Here is an 18,137-nt window from a genome sequence, read left to right as displayed (position 1 = left end):
CGTGCGGGCCCCCGGTCACCCTCCCCCAACCGGCCGGGCGGCCGACGCCCGCGCGGCGCCCCCGGCGCGGATCCGCTGGCGCAGGAAGAGGGCGGCCCGGTCCAGCGCCTCGTCCGCCTCGTCGAGGACGCCCGCGAACGCCTGGAACACGTGCGGCACATCGGCGGTGACGTCCAGGATGACGTCCACGCCCGCGGCCCTCGCCCGCGCCGCCAGGCGAACGGAGTCGTCCAGCAGCATCTCGTTGGCGCCGACCTGGAGCAGCACGGGCGGGAAGCCCGTGAGGTCGGCGTGGAGGGCGGGGCTGAGCAGCGGCTGGCGGGGGTCGGCTCCGCCGAGGTACATGGCCCCGGTGTGTTCGAGGGCCGCGCGGGTGAAGATCGGGTCGGCGTCCTCCTTGGTCGTCATGCTCTCGCCGGTCCTGGTCGCATCGAGGCCCGGCGAGAAGGCCAGGACGGCGGCTGGCAGCGGCAGGCCCGCGTCCCGGGCGGCGAGGCACGTGGTGACGGCGAGGCCGCCGCCGGCCGAGTCCCCCGCGAAGACGACGGCGGAGGGGTCCTCACCGCGGTCGAGCAGGTCGCGGTAGGCGCTCAGGGTGTCCTCGACCGCGGCCGGGAAGGGGTGTTCGGGGGCGAGCCGGTAGTCCACCGAGTAGGCCCCGAGGCCGGTCCTGGCCACCAGGTTCCCGGTCAGCGAGAGGGCGGTCCGCGGCGAGCCGAAGACCCAGCCGCCGCCGTGGAAGTACAGGATCGTCCCCACGCCTGGGCCGTCCTGTACCCCCACGTCCGGGCCGTCCTGCGCCCCCGCGTCCGGGCCGGGCCTCGGCTCGACGCGCAGGGCGGGGCGGCCGCCGAGGGTCGTGTCGACGGTCCGGATACGCCCGTGGGGCACGATCATCCGGGCCATCAGCTCCCGGAATCCCGCCCGGATCTCCTCGACCGTCCTCGGTCCTTCCGGTTCCGCCCGGCGCAGCATTCCGTCGATCCGGATGCGCTGTTCCCTGCTCATGGGCACACTCCTGCCACAAGTAGCTTCCCGTACACTATATGCCATGGAAGATACATTGAACGGGGGCCGCTCCGCAGCCGGGCTCCCCGACCTCTTCGCCGACCTGGTCAGGTGCGAGACCCGGCTGTACAACGCCCTCAACGACCGCCTGCGCGAACGGCACGGGATCGTCACCTCGCAGTACGAGTTCCTCGACTACCTGCGCCGCCACCCCGGCTGCCGGGTCGCGGACATCGCCGCCGAGTTCGCCATCGGCGTCGGGGCGACCAGCAAGGGCGTCGACCGCCTGGAGAAGCTGGGATGGGCCACCCGCCGGCCGAACCCCGCGGACCGCCGGTCCTCACTGCTGGCGCTGACGGCCGACGGCACCCGGCTCGTCGAGGAGGCGCAGCGGACCTTCACCGACACCCTGGCCGAACTCCTCACGGGATCCCTCGACGCCGCCGCGCTCTCGGCGACCGCCCGGGCCTTCGCGACCCTGCGCGCCGCCCTCGAACGCGACCGGATCGGCACACCCACCGGGTGAGCCGCACCCCGCCCCCCACGCCGCTCTCGCCCCCTTGACCTCAAGTCGACTTCACCTTCTAGGGTCGGTCGCACCGAAGTGATCGACGAGAAGGGGGGATCGGCCGTGGAGTACTCGCACAGTGACGACGAACTGGTCAAGCAGCCGATCGGGTACTGGAGTTGGGCCGCGTACAAGGCCGTCGTCGGCCGGACCCGGGGCGCGCTGGCCGAGCTCGGCACCACCCAGCCGCAGTGGTGGGTGCTCGCCCAGCTCGCCCGCGCCGAGGAGCCGAGGACCCGCGACGACGTCTGCGCCGTCCTGCGCGGCTACCTCGACACCGGGCAGGACACCATGGAGACCGAGATCGACGCGACCGTCGAGCGCGGCTGGGTCACCGAGTCCGCCGGAGGCCGGCTCGAACTGACCGCGGAGGGCCGGGCGTTCTTCGACAAGGTGGCGGCCGTCCAGGGCGAGCTGTGGGCCGAGCGTCACGCGGGGATCTCGGACGAGGAGTACCTGACCACGCTGAAGGTCCTGCAGCGGTTCGTCCACAACACCGGAGGCGCGGCCTGGCACCACTGAACACCCGCCGTCCACCGCCCCGCCCCCGACGCCGTCCGACCGGCGCGGGCAGGGGCGGCAAGGCACCGGGACGGGACAGGGCGGAGGCCGTCGTGGCGGTCGGTGAGGTGGCTCAGCCGGATGAGTTCACGTGGTGCCCCTCGGGCGCCGGGACGGGGGTCCGCCCAGGGCTTCTTCCACGGGTTCGTCCGGGGGCCCTGTCCAGGGGGCTGTCCAACTGGCAAAACGTCCCAGCTTTCACTTCAACAGTCTGTTTATCATCTGCGGGTCCTCGCCACCCCATCCGGAGCCGCCCGCGCATGCCCGCCCCGCTGTCCCCTCCGCCAGTGCACCCGAGCCCGCCCGTGCCCGCGCCTCCGCCGCCGCCACGGACCACCACTCCCCGGCCGCATCCGCTGCACGTGCTGCGGACCGCCGCCTTCGCCATCGGCGCGCTGCTCCTGCTGGTCGGGGTCGGCGTGCTGCTCCACCAGCCGCTGCTGATCCCGCCGCTGGCGGGCCAGTGCGGCGCTGGTGCACGGCGCCCCGGGGCTGCCGATCTCTCAGCCGCGCAACCTGGTGGGTGGGCAACTGCTGGCGGCGCTGGTCGGCTTCGCCACCCTGGCCGTCACCGGCAGCACCGCCTGGGGCGCGGCCATCGCCGCCGGGCTGGCGCTCGGCGCGATGATGCTCACCCATCTCTCGCACTCCCCAGCCGCGGCCACCGCCGTCATCGTGGTCCTGCAGGCGCCGCACCCGGTGCCCTTCCTGCCGATGCTGGTGCTGGCCACCGTGCTGCTGGTCGCCATCGGCCTGCTGCCGGGCCGGATCGGCGCCCACCCGGTCCGCTACCCACTCTCCTGGTGAGAAACGGACGGCGTCTGACGGGCAGCCCTCCCGATCGGCCCGCCCCGGCCCGGCCCGGCAGCGGGAACGGGACGGGAACGAAACGGGAACGGGAAGGGGAGAGGCAAGGGGAACAGGAAGGGGAACAGGAAGGGGGCCGTAACGACTTCTACGACCAGCCCGGCACCGGCGGCAACGGCCAGCCCGGCAGCAGCGGCAGCGGCCCGTCCGCGCGCAGCCCCGCCGCCGGGCCGCGTCCGGCGAACCAGGCGAGCAGTTCGTGCCCCGGGCCGCTCACCACCGGGCCCGCTCCGCCGACCGCCCAGTCCCGGCCGAGGTCCTCCGCCGCGACCCGGGCCAGCGGAACCCCGCGCGCAGCCAGCGCCGCGACCGTCTCCGCCAGGGCCGTCCGTACGAATTCCTCCGGCCAACTCGCCGAAGTGCGGCCGGTGTCCAGGTCGACGTGGTGCACCTCCAGCTCCCGCCAGGCCCGCCACAGCAGGTACCAGGCCGGGTGCCGCCAGCCCGCCAGCGCGGGGACCAGCACCGTCCTGCGCCCGACGGGCAGCTCCGCCGCGTCCCGCAGCAGCCCGTCCAGGCTGTCCCGCAGGTCCGCGGCCAGCACGCGAGCGTCACGCCCCGCACCCTCGACCAACTGCCGTTCCAGCTCGGCGGCGTCCGCCCGCGGCCCGGGGGCGGTGCCGGTCCGGGCCAGGGCGAGCATCCACCGGTAGGCGTCGGCGCTGCGGGCGAGGTGGGTCAGCACGTGCCCTCGGCTCCAGCCGGGGAGCAGGGACGGCTCGCGGGCCTGCCGGTCGGTCAGCGTTTCCGCGTCCGCGCCGAGGAGCGCCGCTGACGCCCGTACCTGCCGGAACAGCCCGTCGAACTCCATGACGCCTAACTCGATTGCTCGGCGAGCGACTTGACGCCATCGAGGGTGGCGGTCATCCCGGTCCGCAGCTCCCCCAGCCGGAAGGCGACGATCTTCTCCTCGGCCTCCGGCCGGGCCTCGATGGCCAGTGTCACGCCGCTGCGGCCCGGGCCGATGGCCACCGAGTGGCGCAGCCGGGTGCCGCCGCCCTCGGGGATCAGGTCGAAGCGCCAACGGGCCAGTGCTCCGCCCACCTCCGACACCGGGTCGCCGAACCGGCCGTCCGCGTCCATGACGGCCCAGGCGAAGACGCGGTGCTCGGCCAGTTCCACCACCTCGGAGACCGTCCGCCAGTCGCGCAGGTCCGGCCGGCTGTTGAACCCTTCGAAGCGCGCCCCGAGCACGGGGCCGTCCGCGCCGCCCGTGCCGTCCACACCGCCGTGCGCGCCGTCCAGCCAGGCGACCCGCTGGAGCTCCGGACTGAGCCGGGCGGGCAACTCGATGTCCGTCACCAGCGCCCAGACGCGCTCCACCGGCGCCTCGACGAGCACCTCGGACTGCGTACCCGGACCATCGGCGTACCGCATACCGCTCCCCCTCCACTGCCTGACGTACACGTCCGTACGGGTCGACACCCGCCGCGCCCCCGCCTGAACGTCCGGAACGCGCGAAGACAGCGGGCGGGTTGCCGCCCTTCTCGCGGGCCCTGCCACCGATGATCGATCCTGGCGAACATCCAAGTCAATCCACCGATTTGCTGGGAAACCTCCAAGCCCTGCCTTGGGTCGGGGCCGCCGGGGTGGGCCCGGACCCGGCGTACCCTGGGCGCTCGTGACCCTCGACGACCTCCGCATCTTCGCCGCCGTCTGCCGGGCCGGCTCGCTCAGCGCCGTCGCCCGCGAGCTGGCCTGCAGCCAGTCCGCCGTCAGCCAGCACGTGAAGCGGCTGGAACGCGAGCTGGGAGTCACCCTGATCGAGCGCCACCCGCGCGGTGTGGTTCCCACCACCGCCGGACGCCATCTGCAGACCGCCGTGGCCAACGGCCTGGGCGGCATCGACCACGCCCTGCGCACCATCGCCGAACTCGCCCGCGGCGAGGGCGGATCGGTGCGGATCACCACCGGCGCCACCAGCATCCGGCACTTCATGTCCGCGGCCGTGGTGGACTTCCGCGAGCGCTACCCGCAGGTCAACCTGGAGTTCCAGACCGGCGTGTCCAGCCGCAACTGTCTGGAGGCGCTCACCGCCGGCCAGGTCGACCTGGCCTGGATCACCCTCGGCACGCCGGTCCGCGGCATCGAACAACGACCGGTCGCCGACCTGCCCTGGGTCCTCGCCGTGGCGGCCGGCGACCCGCTCGCCGCCCGGTCCCGCATCGAACCCGCCGACCTGCAGGACGCCCGGCTCATCGGGCTGCCGCAGAACTCGGTGTCCCGCTCCCAACTCGACGACTGGCTGGGCAAGTCGGGCATCCGACCGGTCTTCGACACCAGCGTCACGGACTGGGACACCGCGATCCTGCTGGCCGAACTCGGCCTCGGCCACGCCGTGGTACCCGCGCTCCCCGAGTGGCAGGGACCCGGACACCCCCGCCTGCGGCTGGTCCCGCTGCCCGACCTGCCCGGCCTCACCGTCGGCTGGGCCGCCCGCGAATGGGACACCCTGGGCCCGCTCGCCCGCGCCTTCGCGGACACCGTCGCCACCCACTGCGCGAGGCCACTCCCGGCCGGCCCAGCGCCCGTTCCCGCGCCCACTGCCTGAGCGGGGTCACCCCGCCCCACTCCGGCGACGCCACCGCCCCCGGCGCCCCGGGGCCAGCGGCACGACCGCCGGCAGGCGTCCAACAGACTCGGCGCCCGCCTCACCGACGGCCTCACCGCACCGGCCGGTTCGTCCGACCGATTCGTGCGGTCCACTCCTGCGGTCAGCTCGTGTGGAAGGAGTGGCTGCGCCCGATCTCCGTGAAGCCCCGGCGCGCGTACCACTCGCGCGGCCAGCCGTCCGCCTCCGCCAGGAGGAAGAGCTGCGGGATCCCGGCGGCCGCCGCCAGCGCCAGACCGCTGCCGAGCAGGGTGTCCCCGTGGCCCGCGCCGCGGTGCGCGGCCGCGGTGACCAGGTCCTCCACCTGGGCCAGCCCGGCAGCCGGTTCGAGGTAGAGGTCCACCCAGGCCGCGACCTCGCCGTCCGCCGTCCGGGCGGTCAGGAAGTGCACCTCTTCGGCGCCGCGCAGCCGGGTCGGCCGGCGGTCGGTGAGCTGCCGGATCAGCTCCTCGCCCTCGTACCACTCCGCCTCCTGCCGCAGCACGGCCTCCCGCATGTCGGCGAACTGCGTCGGCAGCGCGGCCGGTTCGGGCAGTTCACAGCCCGCCGTCTCCCGGGCCAGGACAACGACGGTGCCCCGCTCGTACCCGGCCCCGGCCAGCACCGGCGCGGCCCGTTCGCCCCACTGCTCGTCCAGCACGGTGATCGCGTACTGCGTGCGCTGCCCGAGCCAGCGGGCGGCCAGCCCGGGCAGCGCCGCCGGGTCGGTGCCGGGCCCGGTGACGATCAGCTGGTTGTGCTCGTGGGAGAGGACGTAGTCCGCGTTCCGGACCGCGAAGACCCCGGGGAACTCGGGCAGTTCGACGATCTCGGCCGCATGGCGGCGGGCGAAGGAGGCACGGAAGGCGTTCACGCGCTCAAGCAGATCGGACATCCCGCCATGATCGCCCGGCTCCCGGCTCCGGCCAAGCGAATTCCGAGCTTCGAGCGGAGGCCAACGAGCCTGGCCCGGGTACGGTCGAGGAACCGCTGGGTCCCCTGCCCCGCGCCGCACGGGAAGTCGACCCGGCGGACTTGCCGATCCCCCCGCGGCGGTCAGTCAGTGGCTGCCTCTGCGGGCTCCCACGTCATCCCCCCCCCGGGATCGGCTCGCGCATGGGGGCCAGCAGGTGGCTGTGCCGGTCAACCTGCTGGGCGGTCGATCGGTAAGTGTGTGGCGTGTTGCCGAGGATGTCGGGGCAGAAGGCCGAGGGCCGGGCGGGGCGCCGGGGCAGGGTGCCGAGGCGGGGTTCTACTGGGACGCGCGGGCGAAGCGGGTGGACCACTCGGCGATGAGGGTGCGGAGTTCGGGTGGGTGGATGACCTGGAACTCGGCGGCCAGGGAGCCGAGGGCCATCGCGGGCCAGTCGAGGGAGTCGGCGGTCATCCGGAGGCGGCAGTGGGTGGGGTCGACTTCCTCGACGTCGCCCCAGCGGCCGACGTGGGCGCGGACGCGGTCGGCCGGGGCTTCGACCAGCGCCTCGACGCGGTTGGACCGGGGCGTGGCGTTGAGGCCCGCGCGGACGTACTCGGCGGCGTCGGCGGCCGGGAGGGTGCGCGGGGCGAAGCGGGTGCCGGTGCCCTCGGCGGTGGTGAGGCGGTCGAGGCGGAAGGTGCGCCAGTCGCCGCGGTCGAGGTCGTACGCGACCAGGTACCAGCGCCGGTCGAGGCAGACCAGCCGGTGCGGTTCGACGTGCCGGTCGGTGCGGGCCGAGGTGGCGGCGGTGTAGGAGAAGCGGAGCCGTTCGCTGTCGCGGCAGGCGAGGGCGACGGCCGTGAGGGCGTCCGGGTCGACGCCGGAGCCGGCGGAGCCTCCCCAGTTGACGGGGACGGTGACCGCGCGCAGCGCCTCGACCCGGCGGCGCAGCCGGGCGGGCATCACCTGCACCACCTTGGCCAGGACCCGGACGGAGGCCTCGGCGACGCCCTCGACCGGGCTCTCGGCGGCCGCCTGCAGCCCCACCGCGAGGGCGACCGCCTCCTCGTCGTCGATGACCAGCGGCGGCAGGGCCGCGCCCGCCGCCAGTTGGTAGCCGCCGTCGACCCCGCGCTGGGCTTCGACGGGGTAGCCGAGTTCGCGCAGCCGGTCGATGTCGCGGCGCAGGGTGCGCACGGAGACGCCGAGCCGGTCGGCGAGTTCGTCGCCGGGCCAGTAGCGGTGGGTCTGGAGCAGGGAGAGCAGTCGCAGCGTTCGGGTGCTGGTGTTCGCCATGCCTCGATTCTGTCCTGAATTCAGGACAGGAACTGGCCGCAATGGCCCGTAGCGTTGTTCTTGTCCGAGGGAGCAGGAACCGAACGGAAGGCCCGAGCCATGACCACGAGCACGACCACCACTGCCAACACCCCCGCCACCCCCGCCCCCGTCACCGGCGAGCGCGCCGACCTCCTGGTGGCGCTGGGGAAGCAGCGGCACTTCCTGCGGTTCACCACCCGCGACCTCACCGACGAGCAGGCGGGCCTGCGGACCACCGCGAGCGAGCTGTGCCTCGGCGGCCTCGTCAAGCACGTGACGGCGGTCGAGCGGCTGTGGGCGGACTTCATCGTGGAGGGCGCGTCCGCGATGCCCGACTTCTCCACCTGGACCGAGGCCGACTTCGCCCGCCGGGCCGACGAGTTCCGGATGCTGCCCGGCGAGACGCTGGCCGGTGTCCTCGCCGAGTACGCCGAGGTCGCCCGCCGCACCGACGAGCTGGTGGTCACGCTGCCCGACCTGAACGCGACCCAGGCGCTGCCGAAGGCCCCCTGGTTCGAGCCCGAGGCCGAGTGGTCGGCCCGCCGGGTGCTGCTGCACGTCGTCGCCGAGACCGCCCAGCACGCGGGCCACGCCGACATCATCCGCGAGGCCCTGGACGGTGCGAAGAGCATGGGCTGAGCCGAGCAGGGGCTGCCTGCCGCACCTGGCCGGGCAGCCCCCGCCACCGTCCGGATTCAGATCTCGCCGACGAGGGTGAACCCGGCGCCGTCCACCGCGCTGCGCACCGCCGCCGCCTCCAGCGGCCCGGCGGAGGCCACGGTGACCCGGCCGGTCGGCGCGTCCGCGACGACCTCGGTGACGCCGGGGATGGCGGCCAGCCCGGCACTGACGGTCCGCTCGCAGTGACCGCAGCTCATGCCGTCGACGGTGAGGACGGTGGTGATGGACATGGCGGTGCCTCCAATGGCGTGTCAGGGACGATCGGCCGTCAGGGACGATCGGCCTGTCAGGGGTGACCGGCGAGCCGGGGTGACCGGCGGCCGATCCGGACCACCACCACAGCGGAATCCCGCCGCCGCGCCCAGGGACACGCCGCCGGGATGGCACCATCGAGTGGTTCCGGGAACCGGCCGGGCCCCGCGCCCGACGGGGGCCGGCCGTGGGTCCCGTCGGCCCGGGCGGGTCCGAGGACGAGTACCGCACCCCACCGCGCTCGCCACCGCCTGAACCACCCCCGCCCACCTGGCCGTTCCTCCTGACGAACCCTTTCGCCACACCGCAGGAGCTGTTCTGCCCCCATGAAGCGCTGGAAGCCCTGGCACGGTGCCCTCGCCCTGGCCCTGGTCGCGACGGTGACCGCCGGACTGCTCCGGTGGCAGCCCTGGCACGAAGAACCCGCGCCGCTGGCCTTCACCACCGCCCCCGGCGGCTCCGCCCGCTTCGGCACCGGAGAGCACCTGTACCGCTACAAGGTGCGGGTGGAGGACGGCATCCAGGAGAGCCCCGAGCAGTTCGCGGCCGAGGTGGACGCGATCCTCGGCGACACCCGGCGCGGCTGGGCGGCCGGGAACACCGCGTCCTTCCAGCGGATGCCCGCCGACCCGGTGGACTTCACGGTCTACCTGGCGACCCCCACGTCCACCGACCGGATCTGCGGCCAGTACGGACTGGACACCGGCGGCTGGGTCAACTGCGGTGTCCAGCACCAGGTGGTGATCAACCTCAAGCGCTGGACGGAGCTGTCCGAGTTCTACCAGGGCCGCCCCGAGCTGTACCACGCGCTCGCGGTCAACCACGAGGTCGGCCACATCCTGGGCAACGGCCACGTCGACTGCCCGGGCCCGGGCGCCCCGGCGCCGGTGATGATGCAGCAGATCAAGGGCCTGCACGGCTGCGTCCCCAACGGCTGGCCCTACTCCGACACCGGAACGCTGCTCACCGGCCCGCCCGTCCAGGCGCCGAGCAACGCGCCGTAGGCCGGGGCCGGCGCCCGCCGGGCGCCGGCACTCCCCCGAGCACGGATAATCACTGGTCGGACCGGGTGTCGCCGTACGACGGCCCCCGGTCCCGATGGTGTCCGTACCCGTCCGTCCGTGCGTGGAGTGAAGAGCCTTGAACGATGTGGAGAACCTGGACTTCCCCGTCCTGCTGGAGGCCGCCGAGGCGGCCGCCCGGGCGACCACGGGCCGGGGCCACGTCGCCGACTACATCCCGGCCCTCGCCGAGGCCGACCCGGAGTCCTTCGGCATGGCCGTGGCCACCGTCGACGGCGAGCTGTACGGCGTCGGGGACTGGGAGCAGCCGTTCTCCGTCCAGAGCGTCTCCAAGCTGTTCTCGCTCGCCCTCGCCCTGGCCTACAGCAACGACGGCGGCGAGGCGCTCTGGCGGGGCGTGGGCCGCGAGCCCTCCGGCAACCCGTTCAACTCGCTGGTGCAGCTGGAGACCGAGCACGGCATCCCGCGCAACCCCTTCATCAACGCGGGCGCCCTGGTGGTCACCGACCGCCTCCAGTCGCTGACCGGCGACGCCTCCGGCGCGGTACGGGAGTTCCTGCGCCGCGAGTCCGGCAACCCGCTGCTGGGCACCGACCCGGTGGTGGCCGCCTCCGAGGCGGCGCACGGCCACCGCAACGCCGCGCTCGCCCACTTCATCGCCAGCCACGGCAACCTGCAGAACCCGGTCGAGACCGTGCTGGAGCACTACTACGCCCACTGCGCCATCGCCGCCAGCTGCCGCGACCTCGTGCTGGCCGGCGCCTTCCTCGCCCGTTACGGCGTCCGCACCGACGGCACCCGTCTGATGACCCGCAGCGAGGCCAAGCGGATCAACGCCGTCCTGCTCACCTGCGGCACCTACGACGCGGCCGGCGAGTTCGCCTTCCGGGTCGGCCTGCCGGGCAAGAGCGGCGTGGGCGGCGGCATCCTGGCGATACTCCCCGGCCGGGCCGCGGTCTGCGCCTGGGGCCCCCGCCTCGACCAGGCCGGCAACTCCGTCGCCGCGGTGACCGCCCTGGACACCCTCACCACCCTCTCGGGCTGCTCGGTGTTCTGACGGCCGAGCGGTCCCGGTCGCGAACGTCGTCGCGAACGTCGTCGCGACCGGGACCGACTTCCCCACCCGGAGCGGGACTTATTCGACCGTCACGCTCTTCGCCAGGTTCCGCGGCCTGTCCACGTCCCGGCCGAGGGCGACCGCCGCGTGGTAGGCGAGCAGCTGGAGCGGGATGTTGAGGAGCAGCGGGTCCAGCTCGGGCTCGCTCTTGGGCACCAGGATGCAGTGGTCGACGAACTTGTCCTCCGGGCGCCGGTGGGCGACGGCGATGACCCGGCCGGAGCGGGCCTTGATCTCGCCGAGGGTGGTGAGGTTCTTGTCGAGCAGCTCGTCGTCCGGAACCAGGGCCACCGTGGGCAGTTCGGGGCTGATCAGGGCCAGCGGGCCGTGCTTGAGCTCGCTCGCCGGGTAGGCCTCGGCGTGGACGTAGGAGATCTCCTTGAGCTTCTGCGCGCCCTCGCGGGCCACCGGGTAGCCGCGGACCCGGCCGATGAACATCATGCCGGTGGAGCCGGCGTACTCGGCGGCCAGCTCCGCGATCGCCTCGCTCCGGTCGAGCACCTCGCGGATCTGGCCGGGCAGCGCCTGGAGGGCGACGACGATCCGGCGGCCGTCGGCGGGCGAGAGGTCGTGGATGCGGCCGAAGTGCAGGGCGAGCAGGGCGAAGGCGACCACGGTGGAGGTGAACGCCTTGGTGGAGGCGACGGAGACCTCGGGCCCCGCGTGCAGGTAGATGCCGCCGTCGCACTCGCGGGCGATCGCGCTGCCCACGGTGTTGACGACGCCGAGCACCCGGCCGCCCTTGCGCTTGATCTCCTGGACGGCGGCGAGCGTGTCGTAGGTCTCGCCGGACTGGCTGACCGCGACGTACAGGGTGTCGGCCTCGATCACCGGGTTGCGGTAGCGGAACTCCGAGGCGGGCTCGCTGTGCGCGGGGATCCGGGCCAGCTCCTCGATCAGCTGGGCGCCCATCTCGCCCGCGTAGTAGGCGGATCCGCAGCCGAGGATCTTCACCCGCCGGATCTCGCGCAGCTCCCGGGCGTCCAGGTTGAGGCCGCCGAGGTGGGCGGTGCTGAAGCGCTCGTCGAGCCGGCCGCTGAGGGTGCGCTCGACCGAACCGGGCTGCTCGTGGATCTCCTTGAGCAGGTAGTGCTCGTAGCCGCCGGTGTCGAAGGAGTCGATCTCCCAGTCGACGGTGGACGGCTGGCGGTGGGTGGTGCGGGCGTCGGCGGTGAAGGTGCGGAAGCCGTCGGCCCGGACGGTGGCGAGCTCGCCGTCCTCCAGGTGCACGACCTGGCGGGTGTAGCGGACCAGGGCGGAGACGTCCGAGGCGGCGAACATCTCCTTCTCGCCGATGCCGAGGACGATCGGGCTGCCGTTGCGGGCGACCACGATCCGGTCCGGCTGCTCGGCGTCCAGCACGGCGATCCCGTAGGTGCCGACGACCAGGCCGAGCGCGGCGCGGACGGCGTCCTCCAGTTCGACGCCCTCCGCGGCGTGGGCGGCGATCAGGTGCGAGAGCACCTCGGTGTCGGTCTCGGAGCGGAACACGGCGCCGTCGGCGGACAGCTTGGCGCGCAGCTCGTCGGCGTTCTCGATGATGCCGTTGTGGACGACGGCGATCCGCTCGGCGTTGTCCAGGTGCGGATGGGCGTTGGCGTCGCTGGGGACGCCGTGGGTGGCCCAGCGGGTGTGGCCGATGCCGGTGCCGCCCTTGAAGCGGGCCGGTACGGCGGCGGCGAGGTCGGCGACGCGGCCCTTGATCTTGCGGAGCTTGAGCCCGCCGGTGCGCCCGGCGACGGCGACGCCGGCCGAGTCGTAGCCGCGGTACTCCAGCCGGGCAAGTCCCTCCAGCAGGAAGGGGGTCGCGTCCTTGGGGCCGATGTAGGCCACGATTCCGCACATGCGTGGACTCCTCCAGAAATAGGGACTGGGAACGCGCCGGGCCCGACCGCGGCCCGGGCTCAGCCGGCCGGCCGGGCTCAGCCGTAGACGATCCGGCGCAGCTGACGGGCCGAGAGTTCCGGCGCCGCGACGCGGCGGGCGGGCAGTTCCTCGGCGAGCCGGGCGAAGATCCGTTCGTTGGTGAGGCCTCGTGCCTGGAGCTCGCCGTGGCGGCGACGGACGTACTCCTCGGTGGTCTCGGAGAAGTACGCCAGCACCTCAGCCACGACCCGCGCCGCTTCCCGGGGCCCGAGCGGGCTGGTCCGGGCGAGGTGGGCGAGGAGGTCTTCGTGAGGGTGGGATGAGCTCGGCACGAAGGAAGACTCTAGGTCGCGCCGCTCACCGAAGCCAAAGATCCTGCCCGATATCGGGCAGACTTCGCGACTTTCGGCCCGGACAACCCCCAGGACCCCTTCCCGCCACCTCCCCGACAGGCTCTTGATGCCGCGCCGACTCCGCCCTTAGCGTGATCTCCGGCACACCTCGCCGAAGACCGGAGGGCTTGCTGATGTGCGGGATCACCGGATGGGTCGCCTACGACCGCGACCTGACCGCCGAACGGAACGTCCTCGACACGATGACGGCCACCCAGGTCTGCCGCGGCCCCGACGCCGGGGGCGTCCACCTGGAGCCGCACGCCGCGCTCGGCCACCGCCGCCTCGCGGTGATCGACATCGAGGGCGGCCTCCAGCCGATGGCCGTCGAGCACGACGGCCGCCCGCTGGCCGTGCTCAGCTACAGCGGCGAGGTCTACAACCACCGCGAGCTGCGCGCCGAACTGGAGGCGGCCGGGCACCGCTTCCGCACCCGCAGCGACACCGAGGTCGTGCTGCACGCCTACCTGGAGTGGGGCGAGGGCCTGGCCGAGCGGCTGAACGGCATGTTCGCCTTCGCGGTCTGGGACGCCCGGCGCGAGGAACTGCTGCTGGTACGCGACCGGATGGGTGTCAAGCCGCTGTACTACCGCCCCACCCCCGACGGCGTGGTGTTCGGCTCCGAGATGAAGGCGGTCCTGGCCCACCCCTCGGTCCGCGCCGTGGTCGACCTGGACGGGCTGCGCGAACTGCTCGCCCACACCCGCATCCCCGGCCTCACCCCGTACCGGGACGTCCTGGAGGTCCGGCCCGGGCACGTGGTGCGGGTGCGCCGCGGCGGCCTCTCGGTGCGCCGCTACTGGGCCCTGGAGGCGCGCGAGCACGCCGACAGCCTGGAGTCGACGATCGCCACCGTCCGGGCGCTGCTGGACGACATCGTCCACCGCCAGCTGGACGCGGACGTGCCGCTCTGCTCGCTGCTCTCCGGCGGCCTGGACTCCAGCGCCGTCACCGCCCTCGCCGCCAGGACGCTGGCCGCCGCCGGCGCCGGCCCGGTGCGCTCCTTCGCGGTGGACTTCGCCGGGCAGCCGCAGGACTTCCCCGCCGACCCGGTCCGGCAGTCCCAGGACGGCCCCTTCGCCCGGCTGCTCGCCGACCACGTCGGCGCCGACCACAGCGTGATCGAGCTGGACGCCGCCGAGCTCGCCGACCCGGCCCTGCGCGCCGCGACGGTGCGCGCCCGCGACCTGCCCAACGGCGTCGGCGACATGGACGTCTCGCTGCTGCTGCTCTTCCGGGACGTGCGCCGCCACTCCACCGTCGCGCTGTCCGGCGAGTCCGCGGACGAACTCTTCGGCGGCTACCGCTGGTTCCACGACCCCGGGACCGTCGCCACCGACGACTTCCCCTGGGCCGCCAGCGTCGCCGCCATCGCCGGCACCGGCTCCGCCCCGCGCGAACGGCTGCTGGACGCCGACCTGCTGCGCAAGCTCGACCTGGAGGGCTACCGCCGGGCCCGGTACCGGGAGGCGCTCGCCGAAGTCCCGCACCTGGACACCGCCGACCCGCTGGAGCGGCGGATGCGCGAGATCTCGTACCTCAACCTGACCCGCTTCGTCTGCATCCTGCTCGACCGCAAGGACCGGATGAGCATGGCCAACGGCCTGGAGGTGCGGGTGCCGTTCTGCGACCACCGGCTGGTCCAGTACGTCTTCAACACGCCGTGGGCGATGAAGTCCTTCGACGGCCGGGAGAAGAGCCTGCTGCGCGCCGCCGTCCGCGACGTGCTGCCGGCCGAGGTCGCCGACCGGGCGAAGAGCCCGTACCCGGTGTCGATGGACCCGCTCTACCCGGCGCAGCTGCGCTCCGAACTCGCCCGGCTCGCCGCCGAGCGCAAGTCCCCGGCCCTCGACCTGCTCGACCGCCGGCGCCTCACCGACGCGCTGGCCCCGGACACCGACCCCCAGGCCGTGCGACTGGCCGTCGACCTCGCGCTGGACCTCGACGCCTGGCTCACCGAGTACCCGGTGGCCCTGGAGCTCTGACGCCCCGATCCGGACGGCGCGGGCGGCCCACCCGAACGGGCCCTTGCGCCGTCCGGGTGAACGGTCGGAGCCGGCGCCCCCGGCCGGCGGTCGGTCGTTCCGGCACCACCGCTGACGCACGATCACCCGGAACCGGCCCGGCGCGTCGGGGCGTACGGACGATGCGGTAGCGTCGCCGACACCTCCCGATTGGCGGGCGAAAACGCGGAATCCCGCCCCCCGTGCCGTCAGGATGGGAGCGAACCGTTCAACCTCGATCCTCCGGGGGATCCCGTCATGCAGCCGCGATTCTTCGCGATTCTCACCGCCCTGCTCCTGGGCGTCCTCGGCCTGGGCTCGGTGGCCGTCACCGACTGGTCGCCCGCGGCGGCCGACACGGCCCCGGCCTCCTCGACCGCGCCGGGAGGCGGTGCGGGCGCCCGGCCGGCGGCGGTCGGCGGGGCGGGCGCCACCCCGACCGGGGACCCGGCGGTGTGGACCCGCTCGACGCTGCGCAACAAGATGATGGCCGAGATGGACGCCACCGACCCCGGCGTCGCCCTCGCCGACCTCGACCGGATCACCAAGGAGAAGCCGTACACCGTGCGCTTCTGCCACCCGATCGCGCACGAGCTCGGCCACGCGGCGGTCAAGCGCTACCACGAGGACTTCCAGAAGGTCATCTCCTTCCCGCACGAGACCTGCGCGGCCGGCTACCTGCACGGCGCGGTCGAGGAGATGCTCAACGCCTCCACCCAGCCCGAGGTGGACCTGCTCAAGCTGTGCGCCCCCAAGAACACCGGCCCCTGCATCCACGGTGTCGGCCACGGCACGATGTTCGTCGCCAAGCAGGACGTCGCCAAGGCCCGCGACCTGTGCAACAAGTTCACCACCGAGCAGAACCGGATCCGCTGCTCCGAGGGCCTGTTCATGCAGCTCTTCGGCCCGGACGAGGAGGACGAGCAGGCCAAGGCCAACCTGCCCGCCGACAAGCTCGCCCAGGACCCGCTGTACCCGTGCAAGGACCAGCCGTCGCTGTTCCAGTCCGCCTGCTACTTCTACGCCCCGACCTTCTACCTGTCCTCGCACGACTACCCGAACCACCCCGAGGTCTACGCCGAAGCCCTCAAGTGGTGCCTCAACGGCAAGTCCAACGGCGGGGCCGTGGACTGCAGCCGGGGCGTCGGCTCGCGCACCATGAAGTACAACCTGGACCGCGAGGACTGGGCCGCCCAGCAGTGCGCCACCGCCGCCGACGGCTGGCAGCGCAAGGCCTGCGCGGAGGGCCTGGTCAGCTACTACACGGTCAACTACACCGACGGCGGGGCGGCCGGGCGGCTCTGCACGAAGATCACCAACAAGGAGATGCAGGGGTACTGCCGTTCGGCGGGCGGTCTGTCCGGCTCGCTGGACTGACCGCCGGACCGGTCGGCGAACCGGTCGTCCCCGTCCCAGCTCCTGGGCCCGCGCCGCACGGCGCGGGCCCGTTTGCGTAGGATCACCCGACCATCGCCCGACCAGGGTCGCGCCGAGGAAGCCGCGCCCGGCCCGGTCCCACCCACGGCCTCCCCGGAGCACGCCATGACCACCGAGGACTTCCGCAGCGCCGCCCACGCCACCGCCGACCTGGTCTCCGACTACCTCGCCGAGCTGCCCGCCCGCCCGGTCTGGCAGCCGATGGGCGACGAAGCCCGGCAGGCCCTGCTCGACGCCCCGCTTCCCGCCGAGGGGCGCCCGCTCGGCGAACTGCTGGCCGCCGTCGAGCGGGACGTCCTCCCCCACCCCATGGGCAACGGCCACCCGCGCTTCTTCGGCTGGGTCAACTCCGCCCCGGCCCCCGCCGGGGTGCTCGCCGCCCTCGCCGCCGCCGCGATGAACCCCAGCTCGGCCGGCGGCGACCACGCCGACGTCCACCTGGAACGCGCCGTCGTCCGCTGGATCGCCGAACTGGTCGGCTTCCCGCACCCGGCCGGCGGCGGGCTGCTCACCTCCGGCACCTCGATGGCGACCATCGTCTGCCTCGCCGCGGCCCGCAACCGCGCCGCCCGCCGGGCCGGGCACGACGTCCGCGCGGACGGCGTGGCCGGGCTGCCGCCGCTGGTCGGCTACGCCACCGGCGAGACCCACTCCTGCGTCCGCAAGGCCGCCGAGCTCCTCGGCCTCGGCAGCAGGCACCTGCGCACCGTCGCCACCGGCCCCGACGGACGGCTCGACCCCGCCGAGCTGCGGGCGGCCGTCGAGCGCGACCGCGCGGCCGGACTGCTGCCCTTCCTGGTCGTCGCCTCGGCCGGCACCGTCGGCACCGGCGCGGTGGACGAGTTCGACCCGATCGCCGACCTCTGCGAGGAGCAGGGCCTGTGGCTGCACGTGGACGGGGCGTACGGCGCCTTCGGCCGCCTCGACCCCGCGATCGCCCACCGCTACGCCGGGCTGGAGCGCGCCGACTCGCTCGCCCTGGACCCGCACAAGTGGCTCGGCGTCCCGGTCGACTGCGGCTGCGCACTGGTCCGCGACACCGGCGAACTGCGCGGCACCTTCAGCCTCGTCCCGTCCTACCTGCGCGACGAGGCGGCCGGGGCGCTCGGCTGGTTCTCCGAGTACGGCACCGAGCAGACCCGCCCGTTCCGCGCCCTCAAGGTGTGGGCCACCATCGCCCACCGCGGCCGCACCGGCCTCGCCCGGGACATCGCCCGCTGCACCGCCCTCGCCCGACGGCTCGGTGAACTCGTCGAGGCCGACGAGGAGTTGGAGCTGCTGACGGAGGTGCAGACCTCCATCGTCGCGTTCCGCCACCGGGCCCCCGGACTGGACGGGGCCGGGCTGGACACCCTCAACCGCGCGCTGCCGGTCGCCGTCCAGCAGCGCGGCCGGGTCTTCGTCACCGGCGCCCGGTTCGACGGGCGGGAGATGCTCCGCGCCTGCCTGCTCAACGCCACGACCACCGAGGAGGACCTCCACCTCCTGCTCGCCGAGGTGAAGGCCGCCGCCCGCACGCTGCTGCCGTAACACACCGTGC

Annotated in this window: 18 protein-coding genes; 10 read left to right on the top strand and 8 right to left on the bottom strand. The window is 73.8% G+C overall.

Annotation, left to right across the window (positions count from 1 at the left end):
• Positions 1-15 precede the first annotated feature (15 nt).
• The gene (locus ACIRVF_RS27520) at positions 16-1,008 is read right to left on the bottom strand and encodes an alpha/beta hydrolase (RefSeq protein WP_402823194.1); all 993 of its coding nucleotides are present in this window, start codon (positions 1,006-1,008) and stop codon (positions 16-18) included.
• 43 nt (positions 1,009-1,051) lie between these two features.
• Here ACIRVF_RS27520 and ACIRVF_RS27515 point away from each other — a divergent pair, with 43 nt between their 5' ends.
• The 3 genes from ACIRVF_RS27515 (at position 1,052) to ACIRVF_RS27505 (ending at position 2,944) form a co-directional block, all read left to right on the top strand.
• Entirely contained in the window at positions 1,052-1,534 is a 483-nt protein-coding gene (locus tag ACIRVF_RS27515; protein ID WP_402823191.1) for a MarR family winged helix-turn-helix transcriptional regulator, read from the top strand.
• Between the two features lie 105 nt (positions 1,535-1,639).
• Entirely contained in the window at positions 1,640-2,098 is a 459-nt protein-coding gene (locus ACIRVF_RS27510) for a MarR family winged helix-turn-helix transcriptional regulator (protein WP_402823528.1), read from the top strand.
• A gap of 513 nt (positions 2,099-2,611) precedes the next feature.
• Positions 2,612-2,944 (top strand): HPP family protein, encoded by a 333-nt coding sequence (locus tag ACIRVF_RS27505; RefSeq protein ID WP_402823188.1) that lies wholly within the window; start codon positions 2,612-2,614, stop codon positions 2,942-2,944.
• A gap of 148 nt (positions 2,945-3,092) precedes the next feature.
• Here ACIRVF_RS27505 and ACIRVF_RS27500 read toward each other — a convergent pair whose 3' ends face one another.
• Together ACIRVF_RS27500 and ACIRVF_RS27495 are read right to left on the bottom strand one after the other, a co-directional pair.
• On the bottom strand, positions 3,093-3,815 hold the full coding sequence (locus ACIRVF_RS27500) for a maleylpyruvate isomerase family mycothiol-dependent enzyme (protein ID WP_402823185.1): 723 nt from the start codon (positions 3,813-3,815) through the stop codon (positions 3,093-3,095).
• A 5-nt stretch (positions 3,816-3,820) separates the two neighbouring features.
• Positions 3,821-4,381 carry an SRPBCC family protein gene (locus tag ACIRVF_RS27495; RefSeq protein ID WP_402823182.1) on the bottom strand — a complete coding sequence of 187 codons (561 nt, stop codon included), beginning with the start codon at positions 4,379-4,381 and terminating at the stop codon, positions 3,821-3,823.
• A 244-nt stretch (positions 4,382-4,625) separates the two neighbouring features.
• Here ACIRVF_RS27495 and ACIRVF_RS27490 point away from each other — a divergent pair, with 244 nt between their 5' ends.
• The gene (locus ACIRVF_RS27490) at positions 4,626-5,555 is read left to right on the top strand and encodes a LysR family transcriptional regulator (RefSeq protein WP_402823179.1); all 930 of its coding nucleotides are present in this window, start codon (positions 4,626-4,628) and stop codon (positions 5,553-5,555) included.
• A 163-nt stretch (positions 5,556-5,718) separates the two neighbouring features.
• On the opposite strand, the gene ACIRVF_RS27485 is transcribed toward ACIRVF_RS27490, so the two are convergent.
• Both ACIRVF_RS27485 and ACIRVF_RS27480 read right to left on the bottom strand, forming a co-directional pair.
• Positions 5,719-6,489: a GNAT family N-acetyltransferase gene (locus tag ACIRVF_RS27485; RefSeq protein WP_402823176.1), complete on the bottom strand. Its 771-nt coding sequence runs from the start codon at positions 6,487-6,489 to the stop codon at positions 5,719-5,721.
• Positions 6,490-6,846: 357 nt separating this feature from the next.
• Positions 6,847-7,806, bottom strand: coding sequence for a helix-turn-helix transcriptional regulator (locus tag ACIRVF_RS27480; protein ID WP_402823173.1), 960 nt, complete (start codon positions 7,804-7,806; stop codon positions 6,847-6,849).
• Positions 7,807-7,905: 99 nt separating this feature from the next.
• Here ACIRVF_RS27480 and ACIRVF_RS27475 point away from each other — a divergent pair, with 99 nt between their 5' ends.
• On the top strand, positions 7,906-8,466 hold the full coding sequence (locus ACIRVF_RS27475; RefSeq protein WP_402823170.1) for a DinB family protein: 561 nt from the start codon (positions 7,906-7,908) through the stop codon (positions 8,464-8,466).
• Positions 8,467-8,522: 56 nt separating this feature from the next.
• Here ACIRVF_RS27475 and ACIRVF_RS27470 read toward each other — a convergent pair whose 3' ends face one another.
• The gene (locus ACIRVF_RS27470; protein ID WP_402823167.1) at positions 8,523-8,738 is read right to left on the bottom strand and encodes a heavy-metal-associated domain-containing protein; all 216 of its coding nucleotides are present in this window, start codon (positions 8,736-8,738) and stop codon (positions 8,523-8,525) included.
• Positions 8,739-9,086: 348 nt separating this feature from the next.
• Between ACIRVF_RS27470 and ACIRVF_RS27465 the strand changes: the two genes are divergently transcribed.
• Together ACIRVF_RS27465 and ACIRVF_RS27460 are read left to right on the top strand one after the other, a co-directional pair.
• The gene (locus ACIRVF_RS27465) at positions 9,087-9,764 is read left to right on the top strand and encodes a DUF3152 domain-containing protein (RefSeq protein ID WP_402823164.1); all 678 of its coding nucleotides are present in this window, start codon (positions 9,087-9,089) and stop codon (positions 9,762-9,764) included.
• Positions 9,765-9,918: 154 nt separating this feature from the next.
• On the top strand, positions 9,919-10,839 hold the full coding sequence (locus ACIRVF_RS27460) for a glutaminase (protein ID WP_402823525.1): 921 nt from the start codon (positions 9,919-9,921) through the stop codon (positions 10,837-10,839).
• Positions 10,840-10,917: 78 nt separating this feature from the next.
• Here the strand turns inward: ACIRVF_RS27460 and glmS are convergent, their stop codons facing one another.
• Positions 10,918-12,744 carry a glutamine--fructose-6-phosphate transaminase (isomerizing) gene (gene glmS, locus ACIRVF_RS27455; protein WP_402823161.1) on the bottom strand — a complete coding sequence of 609 codons (1,827 nt, stop codon included), beginning with the start codon at positions 12,742-12,744 and terminating at the stop codon, positions 10,918-10,920.
• Between the two features lie 77 nt (positions 12,745-12,821).
• On the bottom strand, positions 12,822-13,097 hold the full coding sequence (locus tag ACIRVF_RS27450) for a hypothetical protein (protein WP_402823158.1): 276 nt from the start codon (positions 13,095-13,097) through the stop codon (positions 12,822-12,824).
• 194 nt (positions 13,098-13,291) lie between these two features.
• Between ACIRVF_RS27450 and asnB the strand changes: the two genes are divergently transcribed.
• The 3 genes from asnB to ACIRVF_RS27435 all read left to right on the top strand — a co-directional run bounded on the left by asnB (position 13,292) and on the right by ACIRVF_RS27435 (position 18,127).
• Complete coding sequence (asnB, locus tag ACIRVF_RS27445) at positions 13,292-15,142, top strand: asparagine synthase (glutamine-hydrolyzing) (RefSeq protein WP_402823155.1); 1,851 nt, start codon at positions 13,292-13,294, stop codon at positions 15,140-15,142.
• Positions 15,143-15,418: 276 nt separating this feature from the next.
• Entirely contained in the window at positions 15,419-16,537 is a 1,119-nt protein-coding gene (locus ACIRVF_RS27440; RefSeq protein WP_402823153.1) for a hypothetical protein, read from the top strand.
• A gap of 165 nt (positions 16,538-16,702) precedes the next feature.
• Entirely contained in the window at positions 16,703-18,127 is a 1,425-nt protein-coding gene (locus tag ACIRVF_RS27435) for a pyridoxal phosphate-dependent decarboxylase family protein (RefSeq protein WP_402823151.1), read from the top strand.
• The last annotated feature ends 10 nt before the right edge of the window (positions 18,128-18,137 follow it).

The organism is Kitasatospora sp. NPDC101157, assembly GCF_044768255.1.
Lineage (GTDB): Bacteria > Actinomycetota > Actinomycetes > Streptomycetales > Streptomycetaceae > Kitasatospora.
The sequence above is the reverse complement of the archived record's forward strand: the minus strand, read 5'-3'. Positions and strand labels throughout refer to the sequence as shown.

Coding starts and splice junctions, on each gene's coding strand:
- ACIRVF_RS27435 (WP_402823151.1), top strand. CDS start 16,703: ATGACCACCGAGGACTTCCGCAGCGCCGCCCACGCCACCGCCGACCTG.
- asnB (WP_402823155.1), top strand. CDS start 13,292: ATGTGCGGGATCACCGGATGGGTCGCCTACGACCGCGACCTGACCGCC.
- glmS (WP_402823161.1), bottom strand. CDS start 12,744: ATGTGCGGAATCGTGGCCTACATCGGCCCCAAGGACGCGACCCCCTTC.
- ACIRVF_RS27495 (WP_402823182.1), bottom strand. CDS start 4,381: ATGCGGTACGCCGATGGTCCGGGTACGCAGTCCGAGGTGCTCGTCGAG.
- ACIRVF_RS27465 (WP_402823164.1), top strand. CDS start 9,087: ATGAAGCGCTGGAAGCCCTGGCACGGTGCCCTCGCCCTGGCCCTGGTC.
- ACIRVF_RS27480 (WP_402823173.1), bottom strand. CDS start 7,806: ATGGCGAACACCAGCACCCGAACGCTGCGACTGCTCTCCCTGCTCCAG.
- ACIRVF_RS27440 (WP_402823153.1), top strand. CDS start 15,419: ATGCAGCCGCGATTCTTCGCGATTCTCACCGCCCTGCTCCTGGGCGTC.
- ACIRVF_RS27475 (WP_402823170.1), top strand. CDS start 7,906: ATGACCACGAGCACGACCACCACTGCCAACACCCCCGCCACCCCCGCC.
- ACIRVF_RS27500 (WP_402823185.1), bottom strand. CDS start 3,815: ATGGAGTTCGACGGGCTGTTCCGGCAGGTACGGGCGTCAGCGGCGCTC.
- ACIRVF_RS27470 (WP_402823167.1), bottom strand. CDS start 8,738: ATGTCCATCACCACCGTCCTCACCGTCGACGGCATGAGCTGCGGTCAC.
- ACIRVF_RS27485 (WP_402823176.1), bottom strand. CDS start 6,489: ATGTCCGATCTGCTTGAGCGCGTGAACGCCTTCCGTGCCTCCTTCGCC.
- ACIRVF_RS27520 (WP_402823194.1), bottom strand. CDS start 1,008: ATGAGCAGGGAACAGCGCATCCGGATCGACGGAATGCTGCGCCGGGCG.
- ACIRVF_RS27515 (WP_402823191.1), top strand. CDS start 1,052: ATGGAAGATACATTGAACGGGGGCCGCTCCGCAGCCGGGCTCCCCGAC.